This is a genomic window from Halobaculum sp. MBLA0143, from assembly GCF_041361465.1.
Classification (GTDB): domain Archaea; phylum Halobacteriota; class Halobacteria; order Halobacteriales; family Haloferacaceae; genus JAHENP01.
In genome coordinates, this window is sequence record NZ_JBGKAC010000001.1 from 2,857,155 (window position 1) to 2,875,726 (window position 18,572).

The window sequence follows — 18,572 nt, forward strand, 5'->3', positions numbered from 1 at the left end:
AGCGGTGTGCTCAAGCCCCTCGGTGTCTCAGGCCACACCGGACATGAGTTCTTACCCGTCGTTCGTCGTGGGAATCGCCGGCGGGACCGGCGCGGGGAAGACGACGGTGTCGCGGCTGATCGCCGAGAGCGTCGGCGAGTCGGTCACCCGCATCCCGATGGACAACTACTACGAGGACCTCTCGCACATGGACTTAGAGGAGCGCTCGAAGGTGAACTACGACCACCCGGACGCCTTCGAGTGGGACCTGATGCGAGACCAGTTGCAGCAACTGTTGTCCGGCCAGTCCGTGGAGATGCCACAGTACGACTTCGAGATCCACAACCGGAAGGCGGAACCAGAGACGGTAGAGCCGACGGAGGTGATCATTCTGGAGGGGATCCTCTCGCTGTACGACGACGAGATCAACGAGATGCTGGACCTGCGGCTGTACGTCGAGACGGACGCAGACGTGCGGATCCTCCGTCGGATCGAACGCGACGTGATCGACCGCGGCCGCGACCTGGAGGGCGTCATCGAGCAGTACCTCTCGACGGTGAAGCCGATGCACGAACAGTTCATCGAGCCGACGAAGAAGGCCGCCGACCTGGTGATCCCGGAGGGCGCGAACAGCGTCGCGATCAACCTCTTGGAGGAGAAGCTCCAAGCCGAGGTGAACGGGGACGCGACCCGCACCTGGGAACGCGGCGCGTTCGAGCGCGAGATCGACGGCGTCGACGACACCACGTCGTTCAGCGACGACTGATCCCCGCGGCGACGCGCACCCCACACCCGCCGACCCACGACACGGCTCCCACGACGCGGTTCACTCCTCGTGTGCGCCGGCGTCCCCACCCGCGCGACCGGCCCCGGGGGCGTCCCCGTCCGTCACGGCGACGGTCGTCGTGTCCCGGCGCCGTCTGTAGCCGACGACGGCGAGTCTGACGACGGCGTAGCCGACGACCGCCAGCCCGACGGCCACCGAGGCGTTACCGAGCAGGTGCCGGACGAGCACCGCCCGTCCGACGGACGGGGACAGACTCGCCAGCGCGTCCGGCGACGGCGACACGCCGGGCGCTGGCCCGAGCAGCGTCGTCCCGAGCCAGTAGCTGACGCCGTACAGCGCGAACTTCACCGGGGGGCTGTAGACGACGAGCACCGCCGCGAGCGCGAGCTTGCTGGCCCGGTCGACGAACACCGCGACCGCGCCGAACAGGACGAGCGCGGCGCCGGCCGTCGGCAACACGGCGACGACTGTCCCGAGCGCGAACGTCGCCGCGATCTGGTGTGGCGTGTGGTCGGCTGCGACCGCCTGTGCCAGGCCGGCGCTCGCCCGTCCACGGACGGCGGCGAGACGAGCACGGACGGCGGCCCAGCGCGACAGCATCGTACGGGGGTACGGACGGCGCGGACATAAGCGAGGTGGGTGGGTCTCGGCGCGACGATCGGACCACCACGTCGTCTCGACCCGCAGTAAACCGCCCGAGTGGGCACGAACGCGCACACATAAGCGAACTAACCAGAAACTCGAATTCGAGTGAATCTCGCACACGCGCCCGCCGCCTCACCCGGTAACGAACCACTCATACTTCTGGACGCACTTGGACGGATATGCACACAGGACGACGCGCAGCGTTACTGGAGACAGTTACGTTCGGAGGTGCCGGACGGTGAGCGGACGCCGATCGGGGACACCGTTCGCCCCCCACACGCCGGCCGACACGCGGGCGATGTTGGACGAGATCGGCGTCGACTCGGAGACGGCCCTGTTCGACATCCCCGACGAGGTCGCCTTCGACGGTGACCTCGGGATCGAACAACGCTCCGAGCGCGAGATCGTCACCGAACTCCAGGAGACGTTCGCCGACAACGACGACCTCGTCGAGTTCCTCGGACGGGGCCACTACAGCCACTACGTCCCGTCGCTCGTCGACAACCTCTCGCTCCGGTCGGAGTTCCTGACGAGCTACACGCAGTACCAGCCGGAGATCACTCAGGGGTTCCTGCAGGCGTTGTTCGAGTACCAGTCGATCCTGACGGAGCTGACGGGGCTGTCCGTCGCCAACGCCTCGATGTACGACGCCGCGACGGCGCTCGGCGAGGCGGCGCTCCTGGCCGAGCGGGTGCGCGCGGCCAGCGGGACGACCGTGCTCGTGCCCGAGCAGCTGCGCGACGGGAAGCGCGGGACGCTCGACAACTACGTCGACGGCTCGGACCTCACCGTCGAGACGTACCCGTACGCGGACGGGACGGTCGACACGGACGCCCTCGCGGACGCAGTCGACGACGACACGCTCCTGGTGTACGCGGAGACGCCGACGGCGACGGGAGCAATCGAGCCGGCGCTGGAGACCGTCGGCGACCTCGCGGACGACGCCGACGCTCTGTTCACCTACGGCAGCGACATCGTCGCGCTGGGGCTGTTGGAGGAGCCGGCCGCGGTCGGCGCCGACGTGGTCGTCGGCGAGGGGGCCTCGCTCGGGCTCCCGGCCGCAGACGGGATGGGGACCGGACTGTTCGCCTGCCGCGAGGACTTCCTCCGGCAGGTGCCCGGGCGGCTCGTCGGCGCGGGCGAAGACGAGTCCGGGCGGCGGGCGTTCACGCTGACGCTCCAGACCCGCGAGCAACACATCCGGAAGGAACGGGCCACCTCGAACATCTGTACGAACCAGGCGTGGGTGGCGCTCCGGACGGCGATGCACGCCGCGACGCTGGGCGCCGACGGGCTGGCCGGGCTCGCCGAAGAGTCCGTCCGGCGCGCGAGTGACTTCGCGGCCCGGATCGACGACGTGGACGGCGTGACCGCGCCGGTCCACGACCGCCACCACTTCCGGGAGTTCCAGGTGAGTGTCGCGGACGCGCCGAGTGACGCCGAGACGACGGCCGCCGGGCTGCGGGAGCACGGCTACGCCGTCCACGTCGTCGGCGACCACCGGCTCCAGGTGTGTGTGACGGAGACGAACGAACACGCGACGGACGGGCTGGTCGCGGCCCTCCGGGAGGTGACGGCATGAGGTACGATCAGGCACGCTACGGCGACGACGAACGGTACCAACCCCTGCTGTCGGAGAAGGACTCGACGACGGTCGACCCGGGCGAGGAGTCGGCGCTCCCGGACGACCTGACGCGAGACTCGTTGGAGCTCCCGTCGCTGTCGGAGCCGGAGCTCGCGCGCCACTACACCCGACTGTCCCAGATGAACTGGGGGGTGGAGTCCGGCTCGTACCCGCTGGGGTCGTGTACGATGAAGTACAACCCCAAGTTCACCGAGGAGGTGGCCGCAGACGAGAACGCGGCCGTCCACCCGGACCGACCGGACGAGACGGTCCAGGGCAACCTGAAGCTGCGGTACGACCTCCAACGGTACCTCGCGGACATCGGCGGGATGGACGAGGTGACGCTCCAGCCGCCAGCGGGCGCGGCCGGTGAGTTCACCGGGATCACCGTGGCGAAGGCGTACCACGACTCCCACGACAACGACCGCAGCGAAGTGATCGTTCCGGCGTCGGCCCACGGGACGAACTTCGCCACCGCCGCGATGGCGGGCTACGAGGTCGTCGAACTCCCCTCGGGCGACGACGGGCGCGTCGACTTCGAGGCGTTGGAGGCGGCCGTCTCCGAGGAGACGGCGGCGCTGATGCTCACCAACCCGAACACGGTGGGGCTGTTCGAGCGGGAGATCGCCGACATCGCGGACCTGGTCCACGACGCCGGCGGTCTGCTGTACTACGACGGCGCGAACCTCAACGCCCTGCTCGGCCGCGGTCGCCCGGGCGACATGGGGTTCGACATCATGCACTACAACGTCCACAAGACGTTCGCCACGCCGCACGGCGGCGGCGGTCCGGGGGCGGGCCCGGTCGGTGTCGTGTCGGATCTCGCCGAGTTCCTCCCACGGCCGCACATCAGGGCGGTCGACGGCGACGGCGAGGTCGTGACCGTCGACGAGGACGGCGTCCCGGCGGAGGCGGACGACGGCGAACCCGTCGACGTCCAGTACGAGCGGTACGACCCGCCGGAGTCCATCGGCAAGGTCCACGGCTTCGACGGCAACTGGCTCGTGTTGGCGAAGGCGTACGCCTACATCGCGCGGCTGGGCGACGAGGGGCTGCGCGACGCCAGCGCGAAGGCGGTGTTGAACGCCAACTACCTCGCCGAGCAGTTGGACCTGGAGGTGCCGTACGGTCCGTTCCACCACGAGTTCGCGGCGACGGCCGGCGACACCGACGCCGCAGACGTGGCGAAGCGGATGCTGGACTTCGGCGTCCACCCGCCGACGACGAAGTGGCCCGAGTTCATCCCGGAGGCGATGCTGACGGAGCCGACGGAAGTGGAAGGCCCCTCCGACCTTGACGACCTGGCGGCCGCGTTCAACGCCGCCGTCGGCAGCGACGAGGCGGAGCTGGAGGCGGCGCCTTCGCGGACGGCGGCCAGCCGGATCGACCAAGTGTCCGCGGCCCGGGAGCCGCAGCTGTCCTGGCACGCGCTCGACACGGACGAGGAGTGACCTGCGGCCGCGGCGGCGCGAATCCACTCGATTAAGTGTCCCCACGCTGGAGAGTTCGGTGATGGCCTCGTACGTGGGGGTCGATCTCGGCGGGACGAACGTCCGGGCGGTCGTGGGCGACGGGACGGGGGCGGTCCACGGCGTCGCTCGGGCGTCCACCCCGGACGGCCCGACCGGGATCGCCGTGACGGAGGCAGTTCTGGACGTGGTTCGACAGGCGTGTGACGACGCCGGCGTGGTGCCGGAGTCCGTTCGCGCGGCCGGCGTCGGCTCGATCGGCCCGTTGGACCTGGCGGCCGGCGCGGTGGCGAACCCGGCGAACTTCCCGGCGTCCGTCGAACAGATCCCGCTGACCGGTCCGTTGTCGGAGCTGTTGGCGACGGACAGGGTGACGCTCCACAACGACACCAACGCGGGTGTGATCGGCGAACGGTTCTACAGCGACCGCAACCCGGACGACATGGCGTACCTGACGATCTCGACCGGGATCGGCGTCGGCGTCTGTGTCGACGGCAACGTGCTCAGAGGGTGGGACGGCAACGCCGGCGAGATCGGCCACATCGTGGTCGACCCGGAGGGGGCCCTGACGTGTGGCTGTGGCCGCGACGGCCACTGGGAGGCGTACTGCTCCGGCAAGAACGTCCCGACGTACGCACGCCACATTCACGAGACGGAGGGCGTCCCGACGGACCTCCCGTTGTCCGACTCCGGGCTCGACGCCGCGGACGTGTTCGCGGCCGTCGGCACCGACCCGTTGGCCGACCGGACGGTGGAACGCGTGACCGCCTGGAACGTCATCGGCGTGGCGAATCTGGTCCACGCGTACGCACCGCTGGTCGTGTTCGTCGGCGGCGCGGTGGCGCTGGAGAACCCGGAGACGGTGTTGGAGCCGCTCCGCGAACGGCTGCCCGACCGCGTGATGACGAACGTCCCGGACGTACGGGCGACGACGCTGGGCGACGACGTGGTGGTGCGGGGAGCGTTGGCGGCCGCGCTCACCGGCGGCACCGGCGACCCGCAGGACGCCTGACCGCCGCGTGCGACGGGCTCTTGCCGTTGGCACGCCAGGCCCGAACGTGCGACGACGTGACGCGATCCGTGCGGGACTGGCGGCCGTCGGCGTCGGAGTCGTCGGCCGCCGGGCCGGCGCTCGGACGGAGACCCCGACACCGCAGGGTAGACTCCCCGTCGAGGGAGCCAAGGAGGCGGTCGTCTCTCCCGACGGCCGGACGGCGTTCCTGGCGACGACGGACGGCTACGCGACGGTCGACCTGCGGGAGCCGTCTGCGCCGGCGCTGCTGGCCCGCCGGCGCGACCCGTTGGCGGAGACGGACACCGGACCGATGACGGACATCTACGACGTGAAGCTGGCCGACGACGGGGAGACCCTCGCCGTCGTCGGCCCGGCGAACTACGTCGCCGGGGAGTCGACGAACGGGGTTCTGTTCGTCGACGTGTCGGAGCCGGCGGCGCCGACGCCGCTGGCGTTCCACCGTACGTCGTTCCCGATCCACAACTGCGTGTTCGCCGACGGACACGTCTACCTCACGGGCAACGGTGCACGGACGGTCGACGGCGTCACCCGGAACGAACTCGTCGTGGTCGCGGCGGGCGCGGAGCCACGCGAGGTCGGCCGGTGGTCGCTCGTCGACCACGACGAACGGTGGGCGGCGGTGAACTCCGGGTTCCGCGTGCTCCACGACGTGTGGGTCCGCGACGGGCTGGCCGTGCTGGCCCACTGGGACGCCGGGACGTACCTCTTGGACGTGTCCGATCCCGCGACCCCGACACACCTCGGGACCGTCCCGGCGGTGACGCCGGCGGAGCTGACGGACGACGGCAACGCCCAGTACACCTCGACCCCGGGTAACCACCACTACGTCACGACGGACCCCGAGAACGAACTCCTGGGGATCGGTGGGGAGTCGTGGGCGGTCGAACGCGACGGGGAGCTTCGGGGCGGGCCCAGCGGGATCGACCTGTACGACGTGTCCGACCCGACGGCGCCGACCCGGCTGTCACGAATCGCGCCACCGACCTCGGCCGACCCCACCTTCCGTGGGACGTGGACGACCGCACACAACTTCACGATCCGAGCGGGGACGCTGTACTCCTCGTGGTACCACGGCGGCGTGAAGCGGCACGACCTGTCGGACCCGACTGCGCCACGGGAGCTGTCCTGGTGGGTGGACCCGACGGCCGCGCGGTTCTGGGCCGCGACGCCGGCCGTCTCGGGTGAGTTCTTCCTCGCGTCGTCGATGGGGACGGAGACCGGCGCGGCCGGGCTGTGGACGTTCCCGGAGACGGACGGCACCGGCGGTCGGCCGGCGGCGCTGACGGCGACGGACACCGGCGAGCAGACCCAGACGACGACCGCGTCGGCTGCACGGGCGGCGACAGCGTCGCCCACCCCGACGGCGTCACGGACGCCGTCGGACCGGGAGCCACGGACCGCGACGGCGACGCGCTCGGAGACGACCGAGTCCGGGGAGACGGCGGCGTCGGCCCCGGGGTTCGGCGCCGTCGCGGCGGCCTGTGGGCTCGGGGTCGTCGCCTGGCGGCGACTCCGGTCGGCTGTGGAACCGTGACACAGTTCCGTTCGGTCGGGGCGGGGGTCGGCGCAACCGCAAGGCTTCAACCCGCCGAGACCGAACGTCGAGCAATGACCGAGGAGGACACACTCGCGGAGCGCGTCGAGGACTGGATGGTCGGACAGATGCCGATCATCCAGATGCACGGCGGGACGAGCGTCGTCCGCGAGGCGGACCCGGACGCGGGGCGAGTCGTGGTAGAACTCGGCGGCACCTGTTCCGGCTGCGGAATCTCCGACGTGACGGCCCAGAACATCAAGCGGGACCTAATCTTGGACTTCGACGACGTCGACGACGTGGTCGTGAAGGTGCCGTCGACGGGCGAGGTGGGCGAGTCGACCGTCGAAGGCGGGCGCGGCGGCGACCTCCAGTTCTCCACCGAGAACGCGGACCACCTCTGAGCCCGTTACGACCCTCCGGAGTCCTCACGCAACGCCCGAACTGACGCGGCGACGCCGACGATCACGACGACCCCGAACGTCAGCCTGCCGACGAGGCTGTTCGTCGTGAGGACCTGATACAGTCCGACACAGCCGACGCCGGCAGCGACCGCCACGACGACAACGGGTCTCTCACCGAGCTGGAGCCCGAGGACAGTGTCGAGCACGACGAGTCCCGCGACGACGAACACAGCCCCGTCGACCAGCGTCACAGTGCCCGACGACGCGACACTGGACACGGACGACACCACCGCGAGTGTCACGACGGCGGTCAGGAGCGTCTGTTGCCTATCCATCATAGGTGTGGAGGTGGTAGGTCAGTAAGTCGGGATGACGACGAGCTTCTGCGGGATCGGGACCCACCACTTTGCGACGTACACTTCGTAGAGGAAGTTGTTACAGTTGAGGGTTCCTCCGACCACGTCTTCGACGAACTGCTCAGCGAGGCACCCTGCACCCGCGCCGACGACGAACGGAATGAGGTAGTCGTCCAGCACCCCGACTCCGGTGATGTCGTTGCCGACGAGGAACGCCAAAGCGCCGATGAGAGCACCTGCGCTCTCGAAGTTGTCACAGACGTAGTCGTCGTCGTACGTGCCCTGGTAGTTGTACGCGAACCCGATGTACGGGAGCGCGTGACTCTGTGTGCCGATCTGATCCGTGGTGGCCGTTCCTTCGGGCGTCTGTTCTCGGTAGGTCTGTTGGTCAACTAGACCGACACTGTACACACCGTTCTCGAAGTCGCTCAGCGTCTCTTGGCTAGCGAGGTGGATGGTCTCATCGACCTCCGTTGCGAGACGGACAGTGTCGTGTTCCACTGCTGCGTTCAGAGTGGTTTCTGGCGTGTCGTCGTCGCCACCGACCAGTGGGATCGAGAGGCCAACACCAGAGTTGTCGTACTTCCTCCGGACGACAGACGCCTCGTCCGTCTCCGGCTCGACCTCGTGCTCGTCCTCGAGGAGTTCTTCCATCGCTTCGAACGTCTCTGTGTCTGTGACCGTCTCAACGAGCGCCTCCTTGCCGGTTTCGTCGGCGCTGACGGTCACACTACTGGCCCCGAGGCCGGTTGCCAGACTGGTCGCGGCGAGGCCTGCTCGCCTGATGAAGCTCCGTCTGTCTCCACTCAGACTCTGCAACGCTTCGGTCTTGGATGGGATTTTCTCACCCACATCCGATAATACTCTGCTGAAAATAAGAAAAACACTCTCAGTTTCTCTAGCTTGAATACAGCGAAATATTCAAATAGAACGCAAGCAGCTATCTCAGAGATAAAATTAGTAGTTCAATATTTCACTACTCCGTATAGCTACGAAGTGGTATGGAGTGTCTTTTCACCGTTTGATCGTCCCCCGGAACGGTTAATACACTCCCGTCGAACGGTATCGCGTGCCACGAGGCTGTCCAGAGGGGGCCGACGAGGCGGTGGAGGTGGTCCGTCGTCGCTACGACTGTCTACGCGCGATCGTGACGGAGCCGCGCGAGAAACGGGTGTTGGTCGAGGCGCTGGGGACGCCGCGGTCGACACTGGACGACGTCGTTCGAGAGCTGGAGTCGGCGGGGCTCGTCGTCTACGAGGACGGGGTGTGGCGGCCGACGACGACCGGGCGAGTCGCGGCCGATGCCCACGCGGACTACCGGGAGACGGTGTCGGACCTGTGTGCGGCGGCACCGGTCGTGGACGCGCTACCCCACGACACGCCGTTGGACCGGACGTTCCTAGACGGGGCGACCGTCCACGAAGCAGACCAGGCGCTGCCGGACGCGGTCGTCACGTCGATTCTGGAGTCGGTCGCGGACGCAGAACGGACGCGTGGGTTCGCCCCGACGGCGTTCGTCGGGTTCGCGGACCGCTTCCGGGACAGAGCAGTCGAGCGCGACGGGAGCCTGGAGCTCGTGCTCGCGCCGGACCTGTTCGACCTCCTGACGGGACGCGGCCTGGAGGAGGAAGACCGGAACCTGGAGACGACAGTTCTGTCGGGGGAGATTCCGGTCGAGTTCGGGCTGTGGGTGGCAGACCACGACGAGGCGGGCGTGGTCGTCTACGCGGAACAGGGGATCAGAGGGGTCGTCGTCAACGATACGCCCGCCGCGGTGGAGTGGGCGGAGGAACTGTACCACCGGGTCCGCGCCGAGGCGCGGTCGGTGGAGTTCACCCCGGTCTGACTCCAGCGAGCGCCTGCTCACCGGTCGGCCCTCTCTCGTCCGTGTCGAGACTCTCCCTTTCGGTCGAACCTCGCAGCTTTCGCTTCGAGCCCCCTGTCCCGAGTGGTGCGCGCCGCAGTGTGCACCCGGGAGGAGAACGTCGGTGTGACACTCGTTCACTAAAATACTCGAATTAGAAGACGATTTACGTTAGGAGAGAATTGGTTGCTGCTGTGAGACGAAGAAACTTCGTCGTAGGGGGCGCAGCGGCACTAGGACTGGGCAGTCTCTCGGGGCAGCCGGTGACGGCGGCGACGGGGATCTCCGACGTGGAGTTCTTCTCGCCGACGAGTCTGCTCGACGCGAACTACGGGGCGCTCACGGACGACAGTCTGGTCGCCGCCTGGGCGGAGACGAGCGCTGACAATCGGGACTCCGACGGCGACGGGGACGCCTACTACTACGACAGTGGGACGCAGATCCCGCTCGTCGCGACGGACGAGACGGTGACGGCGTTCGGGTCGATCCTCGTCGCGGACAGTGACGCTGACTTCGCCACGTACGGCAACGACGAGCTCGTGTTGAACGTGTTCGACAGCGACATGGGTGGCTCCGGGACGGTGCTGTGGGACGAGGGCCACGACCAGTACTGGCGGCTGTCGAAGTGCTCGACGTTCGAGTCGAAGGCGGAGTCGGCGGGGTACACGATCCAGAAGACGAACGACCTGACGCGGGACCTCCCGGACGCCGACGCAGTCGTCATCACGACTCCGAGCGACTTCGCGGAGTACGAGCTCCAGGAACTGTTCGACTTCGTCGAGAGCGGCGGCGCGGTGTACCTGTTCGGCCAGTCTGACTACAACAACTACGACCAGACGGAGAACCTCAACGATGTGGCCGGCTACCTCCAGCTGGGGTTCCGGTTCAACGACGACGAGGTGTACGACTACGACAGCAACGACGGGAACTACTACGAGGTGGTCTCCGGCGCGTTCAACACGTCCACGTTCGACTACTTCGGCGGTGGGGACGGTAGTGACGGCGGGGACGGCGGCGACGGCGGCGGCCTGGACGCCATCGGCACGCTCCAGAAGGGGACGACGTACACCGTGAACGTCACCAGCGTGGCCGACGGGGACACGGTGACGGTCGAGGGTGCGAACGGGAACACGGAGGACGTGCGGGTCCTGGGCGTCGACACGCCGGAGACGCCGTCCAACAGCAGCGCCGAGAACGTCCGGGAGTGGGAGGGAATCGAAGACGAGAGCTACCTCCAGAACCAGGGGTCGGCGGCGAAAGACTGGGCGAAGGCCGAACTCGGCGGCGTGACGGTCGACATGTTCTTCGACAGCAACGAGCCGCTCCGTGACCCGTTCGACCGCGTGCTGGGCTACCTCCGGTACGACCGGAGCGGCGACGGGACTCGGAACACGCTGTACAACCGCCGGCTGCTCCAGGAGGGGTACGCCCGGGTGTACGACTCCTCGCTGGCGAAACACGACGCGTTCGTCGACGTGGAGCTGTCGGCCCGCGACGCCGGGCGCCAGGTGTGGAGCCAGTCGGACCCGGCCGACAGCACGGAGTTCCGCGACCGGACGGTGTCGGAGGTGTTCGTCCCGGTGCCGTCGAGCGTCCGGACGACCGGCGGCGCGGTCGCGGACGGCCGTGTGCCGCTGCGGGCGGAGTCGACGGCGAGCCAGAGTCTCTCGGGCGGGGTGAGCTACGCCGAGCCGCCGTTGGTCGCGGTCGACGAGTCGGTGAACACGGCGGTGGTCGGTGGGCCACTGCTCGACGAGTACTACGACAGCGACTCGAGCAGCTACGACCACTTCACCTTCGTGTCGAACCTGATCGACTACCTCGGCTCGAACACGGGGCCGGTGTACATCGACGGCGGCCACGGTCAGTTCGGTCACATCTACTCGCAGTCGGCCGAGGGGGCCGTCAACTACCTCCGACACCTCGGGGGTGAGGGTGGCATCCAACTGCGTGGGCTGAACACGATCACGTCGACGCGGCTGTCCGGCGGGCGGGCGCTGATCGTCACGATGCCGACGGTCGCGTACACGCAGTCGGAGCTGGACGCCCTGTCGACGTTCGTCTCCAACGGCGGCAGCCTGATCCTGATCGGCGGTGCGAAGATCGACACGTCGAACTCCGACCCGCGGGCGCTGCTGGACGACGTTGCCGCCGGCGTCGGGACGGATCTCCGGCTCAACGACGACAGCGTGACGGACGACACGAACAACGCCGCCAACGACCCGGAGTACGTCACGACGACGAACTTCGACACGTCGTTCCCGTTGTTCGACAAGTTCGCGTAGTCAGTCGAGTTCGCCCTCGCGGATCGCCCGCTCGGCGTCTGCCCGGGCGGCGTCGGCGTCGAACGACTCGACGATCTCGACCAGGGTCGCGCGGTCGGCGTCCGCCAGGTCGCGGACGTGGTCGGTGATCCGCGGCACCGCCCGGATCACGTTGTCGACGACCGGCACCGTCGCGGCCTGTGCCGACCGCGACAACGGGTTGAGGTCGATCACGATCTCCGTCTTCCCGAGTTCGCCGAGCGCCGCGGCGCGGTCGCCGTCCTCCAGGGGGACGAGCACCACGTCCGCGGCGGCGATGCCGTCGGCGTCCACCTTCCCGCGCTCGTGGTCGAGCCCCGGGACGCGTGCGTCGGCGGCGAGTCCCTTCACCTCGCTCGCGCCGTGGTCGCGGAGGTAGTCGGCGATCCGTCGCACGCGTTCGTCCGTCCGACCGAACAGGTTCACTTCGACGTCGGCGTCGGCGGCGTCGGCCAGCGCGACGATCTCCGCCGGGACGAGCGCGGCGACGTTGCCGTTGACCGACAGGACGGGGTGCTCGGCCAGACGGAGGTGAGCCGCAGCCGCGCGGGCGGCGTCGTCGGCGCTGTCGATCGTCTCCTCGCCGAGGAGGTAGTCGAACGCCTCGCCGCGTCCCTCGGCGATCAGCCCCTGCTTGGAGGTGATCCCGGCGTCGACGCCCGCCTCGATCCGGTGTCGCGTCCGGAGTGACTGTGCCCGTGGGTGGTCGTCTGGGATCTCCGCGTGCTCGTCGCTCACGGCGTCGGGTTGTGCCGTGGGGGTGTTAGCGCCGTCGAAGACGGCGACCCGAACGCCACCGAAGACGGGGATCCACGCGTCGACTCCCGTTCACTCCCGCAGCCTGGCTCCGGCAGGGTCGATCTCGGTGACGACGGGGTCGTAGCCGGCGTCGGACAGCCCGGTCTCGCGGGCGACGACCGTCCGGCCGAGCATCCCCATCGCGGCGTCGCCGCCGGCCGCCTCGACAGCCTCGACGGCTTCCCGGACCGCCGGGACGAGGAGGTCGGCCTCGTCGGCGAACCCGCGAGCGAGCTCGAACAGTCGCTCCAGGGTCGGCTCCGTGCGGAGCCGGCGCAGGGCGCGCTCGCCGGCCGTGGCTACGGGCGCAGTGTCGTCGGCCAACACCTCGGCGGTCGACAGCTCACCGAAGCTGACGTACTCGATCCGGCCGCGGGCGGGGAGCGTGTCCACGCGGCCGTGGTCCGGGCCGCCGGCGGCCAGGCGGAGCGGCACCCCGCCGGCGGCGGCGCCGACCACGTCGCCCAACCCCGTCCCGGCGTCCACCTCGGCGGCGTGGGCGACGGCGACGAGCGCGGCCGTCGTCCGTGCGGGGCCGTGGTGATCGGCGAGAGCCAGCGCAGTCCCGAGGGCGGCGCCGCCGGAGACGCCGAACCCGGCGCCGACCGGCACCGCAGCCTCGACAGCCACCCGCGTCGGTGGGGCGTCCAGCCGCTGTAAGACGTTCTCGACGGCCGGAACGGACGCCCGCTCCCCGTTCAGCGTGACGTGGTGGCCGGCGTCGGACTCGCGGCCGGTCACGCGGGTCTCGATCCCGTCGGCGAGCGCGACTCCGGCGCCGGTCGCGCCGGTCGTCGCCGGCTCGTCGCCCCGCTCGGGGGCGAAGAAGGCAGTGACGTGGGCGGGGACGAACGCCCGAGACGGTTCGTGGTCGGTCACGCCCGCCCACAGCGGGCGCCGAGACAAGGCTCCGTCGGTCCGGCGTCAGAACTCCGTCCACTCGGAAGCCGGACCGCGGCCGTCGCGGACCCGGAGTTCGCGGCGACCGTTCTCCTCTCTGGTGTCGATCACGGTGTCGAACGGCTCGTACATCGTGTGGAGCGTCTGTTCGTCGTGCATCGTCGAGCCGACGGTGGCGACGGTGAACCACCCCTCGCTCTCGGCCTGCTTCGTCAGGACCCGGGTGAACTTGTACACGTCCTCCGGGTCGAGGTACACCAACAGCTCCGACAGCGAGTGGAGTCCGACACCGACCTGATCGTCGTACTCTCGGAACCGCTCGAACTGGTCGGTGAACTTCATGCCGATCTCCGTGACGTTCTTCGGCGAGGAGACGTACCGCGTCAGGTCGTCGTCTTCCACGCCGCCGCCCTGTTGCTTGGTGACACAGTCGACGACACCCACGTCGCTGGGCGCACAGCCGGCCGCGTCGACGAACTCCGCCCGCACCTCCTCCGCCGGGTCGCCCGTCGTGATGACGATCCCGCGGTCCGCGGCCTCCCCCAGGAGCTGGAACAACAGCTGGTACTTGCCGGTCATCGGCGGCCCCGCGACGAGGACGCTCTGGCCCGACTGGATCTCCGTGACGGAGACTGGGGTGTCGCCGAGCATACGTGATATTAGATCACGGACACTCAAAACCCTTGTCCACATTCCGGACACTCCTTCGGCCGTATTTTGGAATTTTTGGGCCTCGAACCGGTGATCCTCCGAAGTCGGCGGTGCGGCGGCACGGCCACCCACGGTCGATCGTCTCCGACCGACCACCCTGCCGGCGCACGCTCACGCCGCCTCCGGCGAGACGGACGATGTCCGGGGGTCGCCGACCGCAGGACGACCCGCTACACACTGATTGTACATGGTCGGTGTCCAGTACTACACCGATCATAAGCATTCGCCTTCCGGAATCAAAACTGATACTCGAGCGCCAACGGCTGGGCGGGAACGGTGACCGACTCTAACGGCCGAGAACGGCTCACTCCGTAACCGGCTCGACCCAGACGACGAACCTGTCTTCGTCTTTCACGATGCCACGGACGGCGTCTTCCGTCGCGGTCGTCGCGTCGTCCACCTGATCCGACGCTACGTCCCGGACCTGGTACACCTCGTCGACGGTCCAGCCCACCGTGCCGCCGTCCTCGATGGCCTCCGGGTCGAACACGACGATACGTTCGCTCTCCGTGTCGCCCTCGACACCCAAGAGCGTCTTCGGGTCGATGATCGTGGTCGTCTGCCCCCGGAGGTCCATCACCCCCTCGACGTGCCGCGGTGAGTTGGGAATCGTGGTCAGGTCGCCGGCGTCGACGATCTCGTCGATGTACCCGATGTCGAGACAGTACGTCTCCTCGCCGAGCCCGAACTCCAGAACCTGTGTCGACTCGCCGGCCGCAGTGTCGCCGTCCGCGCGCTGTCGACTCGCCATATCTGTCTCCCGGACTGCGTCCGATTTAATCCTGTCCCCCGAGTTATCGGGGGTGAAAATCAGACCAGAGAGTTGAATACACGCTTTCCGGTACAGTTCCGTATGAGACTGGAGACTCCACCGCGACCCGGGGGTGAGTGTCCGTGACGCCCGGCGACACGCCGGCGGTGGTCGTCGTGGACGACTCCCGGTTCATGCGGGGACTCATCTCCGACACGCTGGAGTCCGGCGGCGTCGACGTGGTCGGCGAGGCCGAGGACGGCGAGGAGGCAGTCGCCGTCGTCGAGGAGCTCCGGCCGGACGTGGTGACGATGGACGTGAACATGCCTCGGGTGGACGGAATCGAGGCGACACGCCGGATCATGGAACAGGTGCCGACACCGATCCTGATGCTGTCGGCGTACACGGAAGACGGAGCCGACGAGACGTTCGACGCGTTGGACGCCGGGGCAGTCGACTTCATCGCCAAGCCCGGCGGGGAGGTGTCTGCGGCGGTGACGGACCTGGAAGAACAGCTCGTGGAGCTGGTCCACTCCGTCGCCGACGCGGACGTGTCCGACCGCGGTCCCGGCGAGGAGTCGGCGCCAGAGCCGGCCGCGGAGCCACACCCGGAGACGGTCGACGTGGAGCCGAACACGACCGTCCTGATCGGGTCCTCCACCGGCGGCCCGGACGCGGTCGAACGAGTCGTCGGGGCGCTCCCGGGCGACGCGGACGTTCGAGTGTTGATCGTCCAACACATGCCGGAGGCGTTCACCGGACGCTTCGCCGACCGGTTAGACGAGTCGACCGCGTTGTCCGTCAGCGAGGCCGAGGACGGCAGCCGGATCGGCCGCGGAGAGGCGCTCGTCGCCTGCGGGGGACGCCACCTGGAGGTGTCCAGCTACCGGGACGGCAGACTCCGGGTGAAGACGGTCGACGAGGACCGTGGCCAGGGTGTCCGGCCGTCGGTGAACGTCACCTTCGAGTCGGCCGCAGAGACGGTCGACGACCCGTTGATCGGCGTGGTGTTGACCGGTATGGGCGACGACGGCTCCGAGGGTGTGAAGACGCTCAAGCGTGTCGGTGCCCGCGTGATCGCACAGGACGAGGACACGTCGGTGGTGTACGGGATGCCCAAGCGGGCGGCCGCAACCGGCTGTGTGGACGAGATACTGCCGCTCGGCGAGATCGCCGGCGGCGTCGTCGGAGGGATCGCAGATGTCTGACGCACACAAGACGTTCGTCCGAGAGAGCGAAGAGGGAATCACCGATCTGAACAACGCGTTGCTGGACCTGGAGTCGGACCCGGACGACCCGGAGGCGATGGACCTCATCTTCCGGACGGCCCACACGCTGAAGGGGAACGCCGCGGCGATGGGATTCGAGCAGTTCTCCGGGCTGGCACACGCGATGGAGGACCTGTTGGACGAGGTCCGCGACGGCCACATCGAGGTGACGACGGAGCTGATGGACATGCTGTTCGAGGCCGTCGACATCTTAGACGCCATGCTGGCCCAGATCGACGAGAACGGCGACACCTCCACCGACCCCTCGGGCCTGGAAGAACGGCTGCGGGCCGTCGCCGACGGGGATGTGGACCTGGAGACGGACGACGCCGGCGACCCAGACGAGGGGAGCGACGCCGAGCCGTCGACGGCCGAGTCGGCGGAGTCGGCGGACGCGGAGTCGACGGGCGCGAAGTCGACGGACGCGGAGTCGGCCGCCGCCGGCGACCACGGGCTCTCCCCGGCCGACGACGAGGGGGTGTACCTCGCCAGCGTCGACGTCGGTGACACGGACATGCCGGGTGTCGACGCGATGTTCGTCCTGGAGGCCACAGAGGAGGCGTTCCCGGGGATCGAGACCCGCTCGGACCGCGACGCGGTGGAGGACGGTGACTTCGAGGAGACGTTCGACGTGTACGTCCGCGACGAGAGCGCCGAGACGGTGACCGCCGGGCTGTCGGCCGTGAGCCAGGTGTCGGGCGCGGACGTGACCGTCGTGGAGCCGTCGCCGGCAGACGGGGCGGACGACACGGACGACGGCGAGGCGCCGGCGGAGTCGGAGCCGGCGGCCGACGACACGGCGGCGTCGACGGACGAGGAGACGGAGACGGAGTCGACGACAGAGTCGGACGAGGAGACGGAGACGGACACCGGGAGCTCCACGACGACGAGCTCCTCCGACAGCATCTCCTCGATCCGGGTGGACGTCGAGCAGTTGGACGACCTCTACGGGCTGGTCGAGCAGCTGGTGACGAGCCGGATCAAGCTCCGGCGGGAGATGGAGGAGGCGGGGATCGACTCCGAGAACCTGGACGAACTGGACAAGATCTCCTCGAACCTCCAGAACACCGTGATGGACATGCGGCTGATCCCGTTGTCGTCCGTCGTGGACACGTTCCCGCGGCTGGTTCGAGACCTCGCCCGGGACCAGGACAAACAGGTGGACTTCGAGATCGACGGCCGGGACATCGAACTGGACCGGACGATCCTGACGGAGATCCGGGACCCGTTGGTCCACGTCCTGCGTAACGCCGTCGACCACGGAATCGAGCCGCCGGACGAGCGGGAGGCGGCCGGCAAGGACCCGACCGGACAGATCGAACTGCGTGCCACCCGCGAACGGGACCACGTCAACATCGTCGTCGAGGACGACGGCGCGGGGATCGACGCCGACGGTCTCCGGAAGAAGGCGGTCGAGGAAGGGGTCAAGACCCCCGACGAGGTGGAGGCGATGGACGACGACGAGGCGCGGGAGCTGATCTTCCACCCCGGCCTCTCCACGAACGAGGAGGTGACGGACGTGAGCGGCCGTGGTGTCGGGATGGACGTGGTCCGGACGACGGTGAAACAGCTCGACGGGACGGTGTCGCTCGACTCCACGCCGGGCGAGGGGAGCCGGTTCGAGATCAGACTGCCGGTGACGGTTGCAATCGTCCGCGTGATGTTCGTCAAGGTGGACGGGACGGAGTACGGCATCCCGATCAAGAACATCGCCGAGGTGTCCCGGGCCGGCAACATCGAGACGGTCAACAGAGAGGAGGTCGTCCGTCACGACGGCGACATCTACCCGGTGATCCACCTCCGAGAGGTGTTACAGGACAACGCGGGTGGCAACACACAGCCGACACCGGCGGCGGCAGACGGCGGTGTCGCGGACGACACTGGCGACGGGCTGTTGGACGACACAGACGGTGACGACGGGATGCTCGTCCGCATCCGCGAGGAGAATCGCCCGGTCGCGCTCCACTGCGACGAGGTGCTCCACCAGGAGGAGGTCGTCGTCAAGCCGTTGGAGGGAATCCTGAGCGGCATCCCGGGGCTCTCCGGCACGGCAGTGTTGGGTGACGGGGACGTGGTGACCATCCTCGACGTGGAGACGCTGGGGGAGACGTACTGATGACACGCGACGGGGACGGGGACGGAG

At 68.6% G+C, this 18,572-nt stretch carries 17 protein-coding genes; 10 read left to right on the forward strand and 7 right to left on the reverse strand.

Features of this window, described 5'->3' with window-relative positions; all coding sequences use genetic code 11:
• Positions 1–43 precede the first annotated feature (43 nt).
• Positions 44–745 carry a uridine kinase gene (gene udk / locus RYH79_RS14805; RefSeq protein ID WP_370900442.1) on the forward strand — a complete coding sequence of 234 codons (702 nt, stop codon included), beginning with the start codon at positions 44–46 and terminating at the stop codon, positions 743–745.
• A gap of 60 nt (positions 746–805) precedes the next feature.
• Here udk and RYH79_RS14810 read toward each other — a convergent pair whose 3' ends face one another.
• Positions 806–1,366: a DUF2062 domain-containing protein gene (locus tag RYH79_RS14810; RefSeq protein ID WP_370900444.1), complete on the reverse strand. Its 561-nt coding sequence runs from the start codon at positions 1,364–1,366 to the stop codon at positions 806–808.
• Positions 1,367–1,709: 343 nt separating this feature from the next.
• On the opposite strand from RYH79_RS14810, the gene gcvPA reads away from it, so the two are divergent.
• The 5 genes from gcvPA (at position 1,710) to RYH79_RS14835 (ending at position 7,478) form a co-directional block, all read left to right on the forward strand.
• Positions 1,710–2,993, forward strand: coding sequence for an aminomethyl-transferring glycine dehydrogenase subunit GcvPA (gene gcvPA, locus RYH79_RS14815; protein ID WP_370900921.1), 1,284 nt, complete (start codon positions 1,710–1,712; stop codon positions 2,991–2,993).
• Complete coding sequence (gene gcvPB, locus RYH79_RS14820; protein WP_370900446.1) at positions 2,990–4,486, forward strand: aminomethyl-transferring glycine dehydrogenase subunit GcvPB; 1,497 nt, start codon at positions 2,990–2,992, stop codon at positions 4,484–4,486. The genes gcvPA and gcvPB overlap by 4 nt, the downstream gene beginning before the upstream one ends.
• A 61-nt stretch (positions 4,487–4,547) precedes the next feature.
• Positions 4,548–5,516 carry an ROK family protein gene (locus tag RYH79_RS14825; RefSeq protein WP_370900448.1) on the forward strand — a complete coding sequence of 323 codons (969 nt, stop codon included), beginning with the start codon at positions 4,548–4,550 and terminating at the stop codon, positions 5,514–5,516.
• Positions 5,517–5,562: 46 nt separating this feature from the next.
• Positions 5,563–7,074: an LVIVD repeat-containing protein gene (locus RYH79_RS14830; protein WP_370900450.1), complete on the forward strand. Its 1,512-nt coding sequence runs from the start codon at positions 5,563–5,565 to the stop codon at positions 7,072–7,074.
• 74 nt (positions 7,075–7,148) lie between these two features.
• Complete coding sequence (locus tag RYH79_RS14835; protein ID WP_370900452.1) at positions 7,149–7,478, forward strand: NifU family protein; 330 nt, start codon at positions 7,149–7,151, stop codon at positions 7,476–7,478.
• Between the two features lie 5 nt (positions 7,479–7,483).
• On the opposite strand, the gene RYH79_RS14840 is transcribed toward RYH79_RS14835, so the two are convergent.
• Complete coding sequence (locus RYH79_RS14840) at positions 7,484–7,813, reverse strand: hypothetical protein (RefSeq protein ID WP_370900454.1); 330 nt, start codon at positions 7,811–7,813, stop codon at positions 7,484–7,486.
• A 21-nt stretch (positions 7,814–7,834) separates the two neighbouring features.
• A complete protein-coding gene (locus RYH79_RS14845) occupies positions 7,835–8,686 on the reverse strand; it encodes a hypothetical protein (RefSeq protein ID WP_370900456.1) in 852 nt (283 codons plus the stop codon).
• A 217-nt stretch (positions 8,687–8,903) separates the two neighbouring features.
• Between RYH79_RS14845 and RYH79_RS14850 the strand changes: the two genes are divergently transcribed.
• Positions 8,904–9,680: a helix-turn-helix transcriptional regulator gene (locus tag RYH79_RS14850; protein ID WP_370900458.1), complete on the forward strand. Its 777-nt coding sequence runs from the start codon at positions 8,904–8,906 to the stop codon at positions 9,678–9,680.
• Between the two features lie 212 nt (positions 9,681–9,892).
• Entirely contained in the window at positions 9,893–11,983 is a 2,091-nt protein-coding gene (locus RYH79_RS14855; protein ID WP_370900460.1) for a thermonuclease family protein, read from the forward strand.
• On the opposite strand, the gene RYH79_RS14860 is transcribed toward RYH79_RS14855, so the two are convergent.
• The 4 genes from RYH79_RS14860 to RYH79_RS14875 all read right to left on the reverse strand — a co-directional run bounded on the left by RYH79_RS14860 (position 11,984) and on the right by RYH79_RS14875 (position 15,161).
• Positions 11,984–12,739, reverse strand: a complete 756-nt coding sequence (locus RYH79_RS14860; RefSeq protein ID WP_370900461.1) for a 4-phosphopantoate--beta-alanine ligase — start codon at positions 12,737–12,739, stop codon at positions 11,984–11,986.
• 90 nt (positions 12,740–12,829) lie between these two features.
• On the reverse strand, positions 12,830–13,678 hold the full coding sequence (locus RYH79_RS14865; RefSeq protein WP_370900463.1) for a pantoate kinase: 849 nt from the start codon (positions 13,676–13,678) through the stop codon (positions 12,830–12,832).
• 45 nt (positions 13,679–13,723) lie between these two features.
• Positions 13,724–14,350, reverse strand: a complete 627-nt coding sequence (locus RYH79_RS14870) for a DUF7504 family protein (protein ID WP_370900465.1) — start codon at positions 14,348–14,350, stop codon at positions 13,724–13,726.
• A gap of 364 nt (positions 14,351–14,714) precedes the next feature.
• Entirely contained in the window at positions 14,715–15,161 is a 447-nt protein-coding gene (locus RYH79_RS14875; RefSeq protein WP_370900467.1) for a chemotaxis protein CheW, read from the reverse strand.
• 143 nt (positions 15,162–15,304) lie between these two features.
• On the opposite strand from RYH79_RS14875, the gene RYH79_RS14880 reads away from it, so the two are divergent.
• Both RYH79_RS14880 and RYH79_RS14885 read left to right on the forward strand, forming a co-directional pair.
• Complete coding sequence (locus RYH79_RS14880) at positions 15,305–16,369, forward strand: protein-glutamate methylesterase/protein-glutamine glutaminase (RefSeq protein ID WP_370900469.1); 1,065 nt, start codon at positions 15,305–15,307, stop codon at positions 16,367–16,369.
• The gene (locus RYH79_RS14885) at positions 16,362–18,545 is read left to right on the forward strand and encodes an ATP-binding protein (RefSeq protein ID WP_370900471.1); all 2,184 of its coding nucleotides are present in this window, start codon (positions 16,362–16,364) and stop codon (positions 18,543–18,545) included. The genes RYH79_RS14880 and RYH79_RS14885 overlap by 8 nt, the downstream gene beginning before the upstream one ends.
• Positions 18,546–18,572: the final 27 nt, after the last annotated feature.

Bases quoted from the DNA above. Each gene is read 5' to 3' on its own strand.
- udk (WP_370900442.1), top strand. From the start codon at position 44: ATGAGTTCTTACCCGTCGTTCGTCGTGGGAATCGCCGGCGGGACCGGC.
- RYH79_RS14810 (WP_370900444.1), bottom strand. From the start codon at position 1,366: ATGCTGTCGCGCTGGGCCGCCGTCCGTGCTCGTCTCGCCGCCGTCCGT.
- gcvPA (WP_370900921.1), top strand. From the start codon at position 1,710: ATGTTGGACGAGATCGGCGTCGACTCGGAGACGGCCCTGTTCGACATC.
- gcvPB (WP_370900446.1), top strand. From the start codon at position 2,990: ATGAGGTACGATCAGGCACGCTACGGCGACGACGAACGGTACCAACCC.
- RYH79_RS14825 (WP_370900448.1), top strand. From the start codon at position 4,548: ATGGCCTCGTACGTGGGGGTCGATCTCGGCGGGACGAACGTCCGGGCG.
- RYH79_RS14835 (WP_370900452.1), top strand. From the start codon at position 7,149: ATGACCGAGGAGGACACACTCGCGGAGCGCGTCGAGGACTGGATGGTC.
- RYH79_RS14840 (WP_370900454.1), bottom strand. From the start codon at position 7,813: ATGGATAGGCAACAGACGCTCCTGACCGCCGTCGTGACACTCGCGGTG.
- RYH79_RS14870 (WP_370900465.1), bottom strand. From the start codon at position 14,350: ATGCTCGGCGACACCCCAGTCTCCGTCACGGAGATCCAGTCGGGCCAG.
- RYH79_RS14875 (WP_370900467.1), bottom strand. From the start codon at position 15,161: ATGGCGAGTCGACAGCGCGCGGACGGCGACACTGCGGCCGGCGAGTCG.
- RYH79_RS14885 (WP_370900471.1), top strand. From the start codon at position 16,362: ATGTCTGACGCACACAAGACGTTCGTCCGAGAGAGCGAAGAGGGAATC.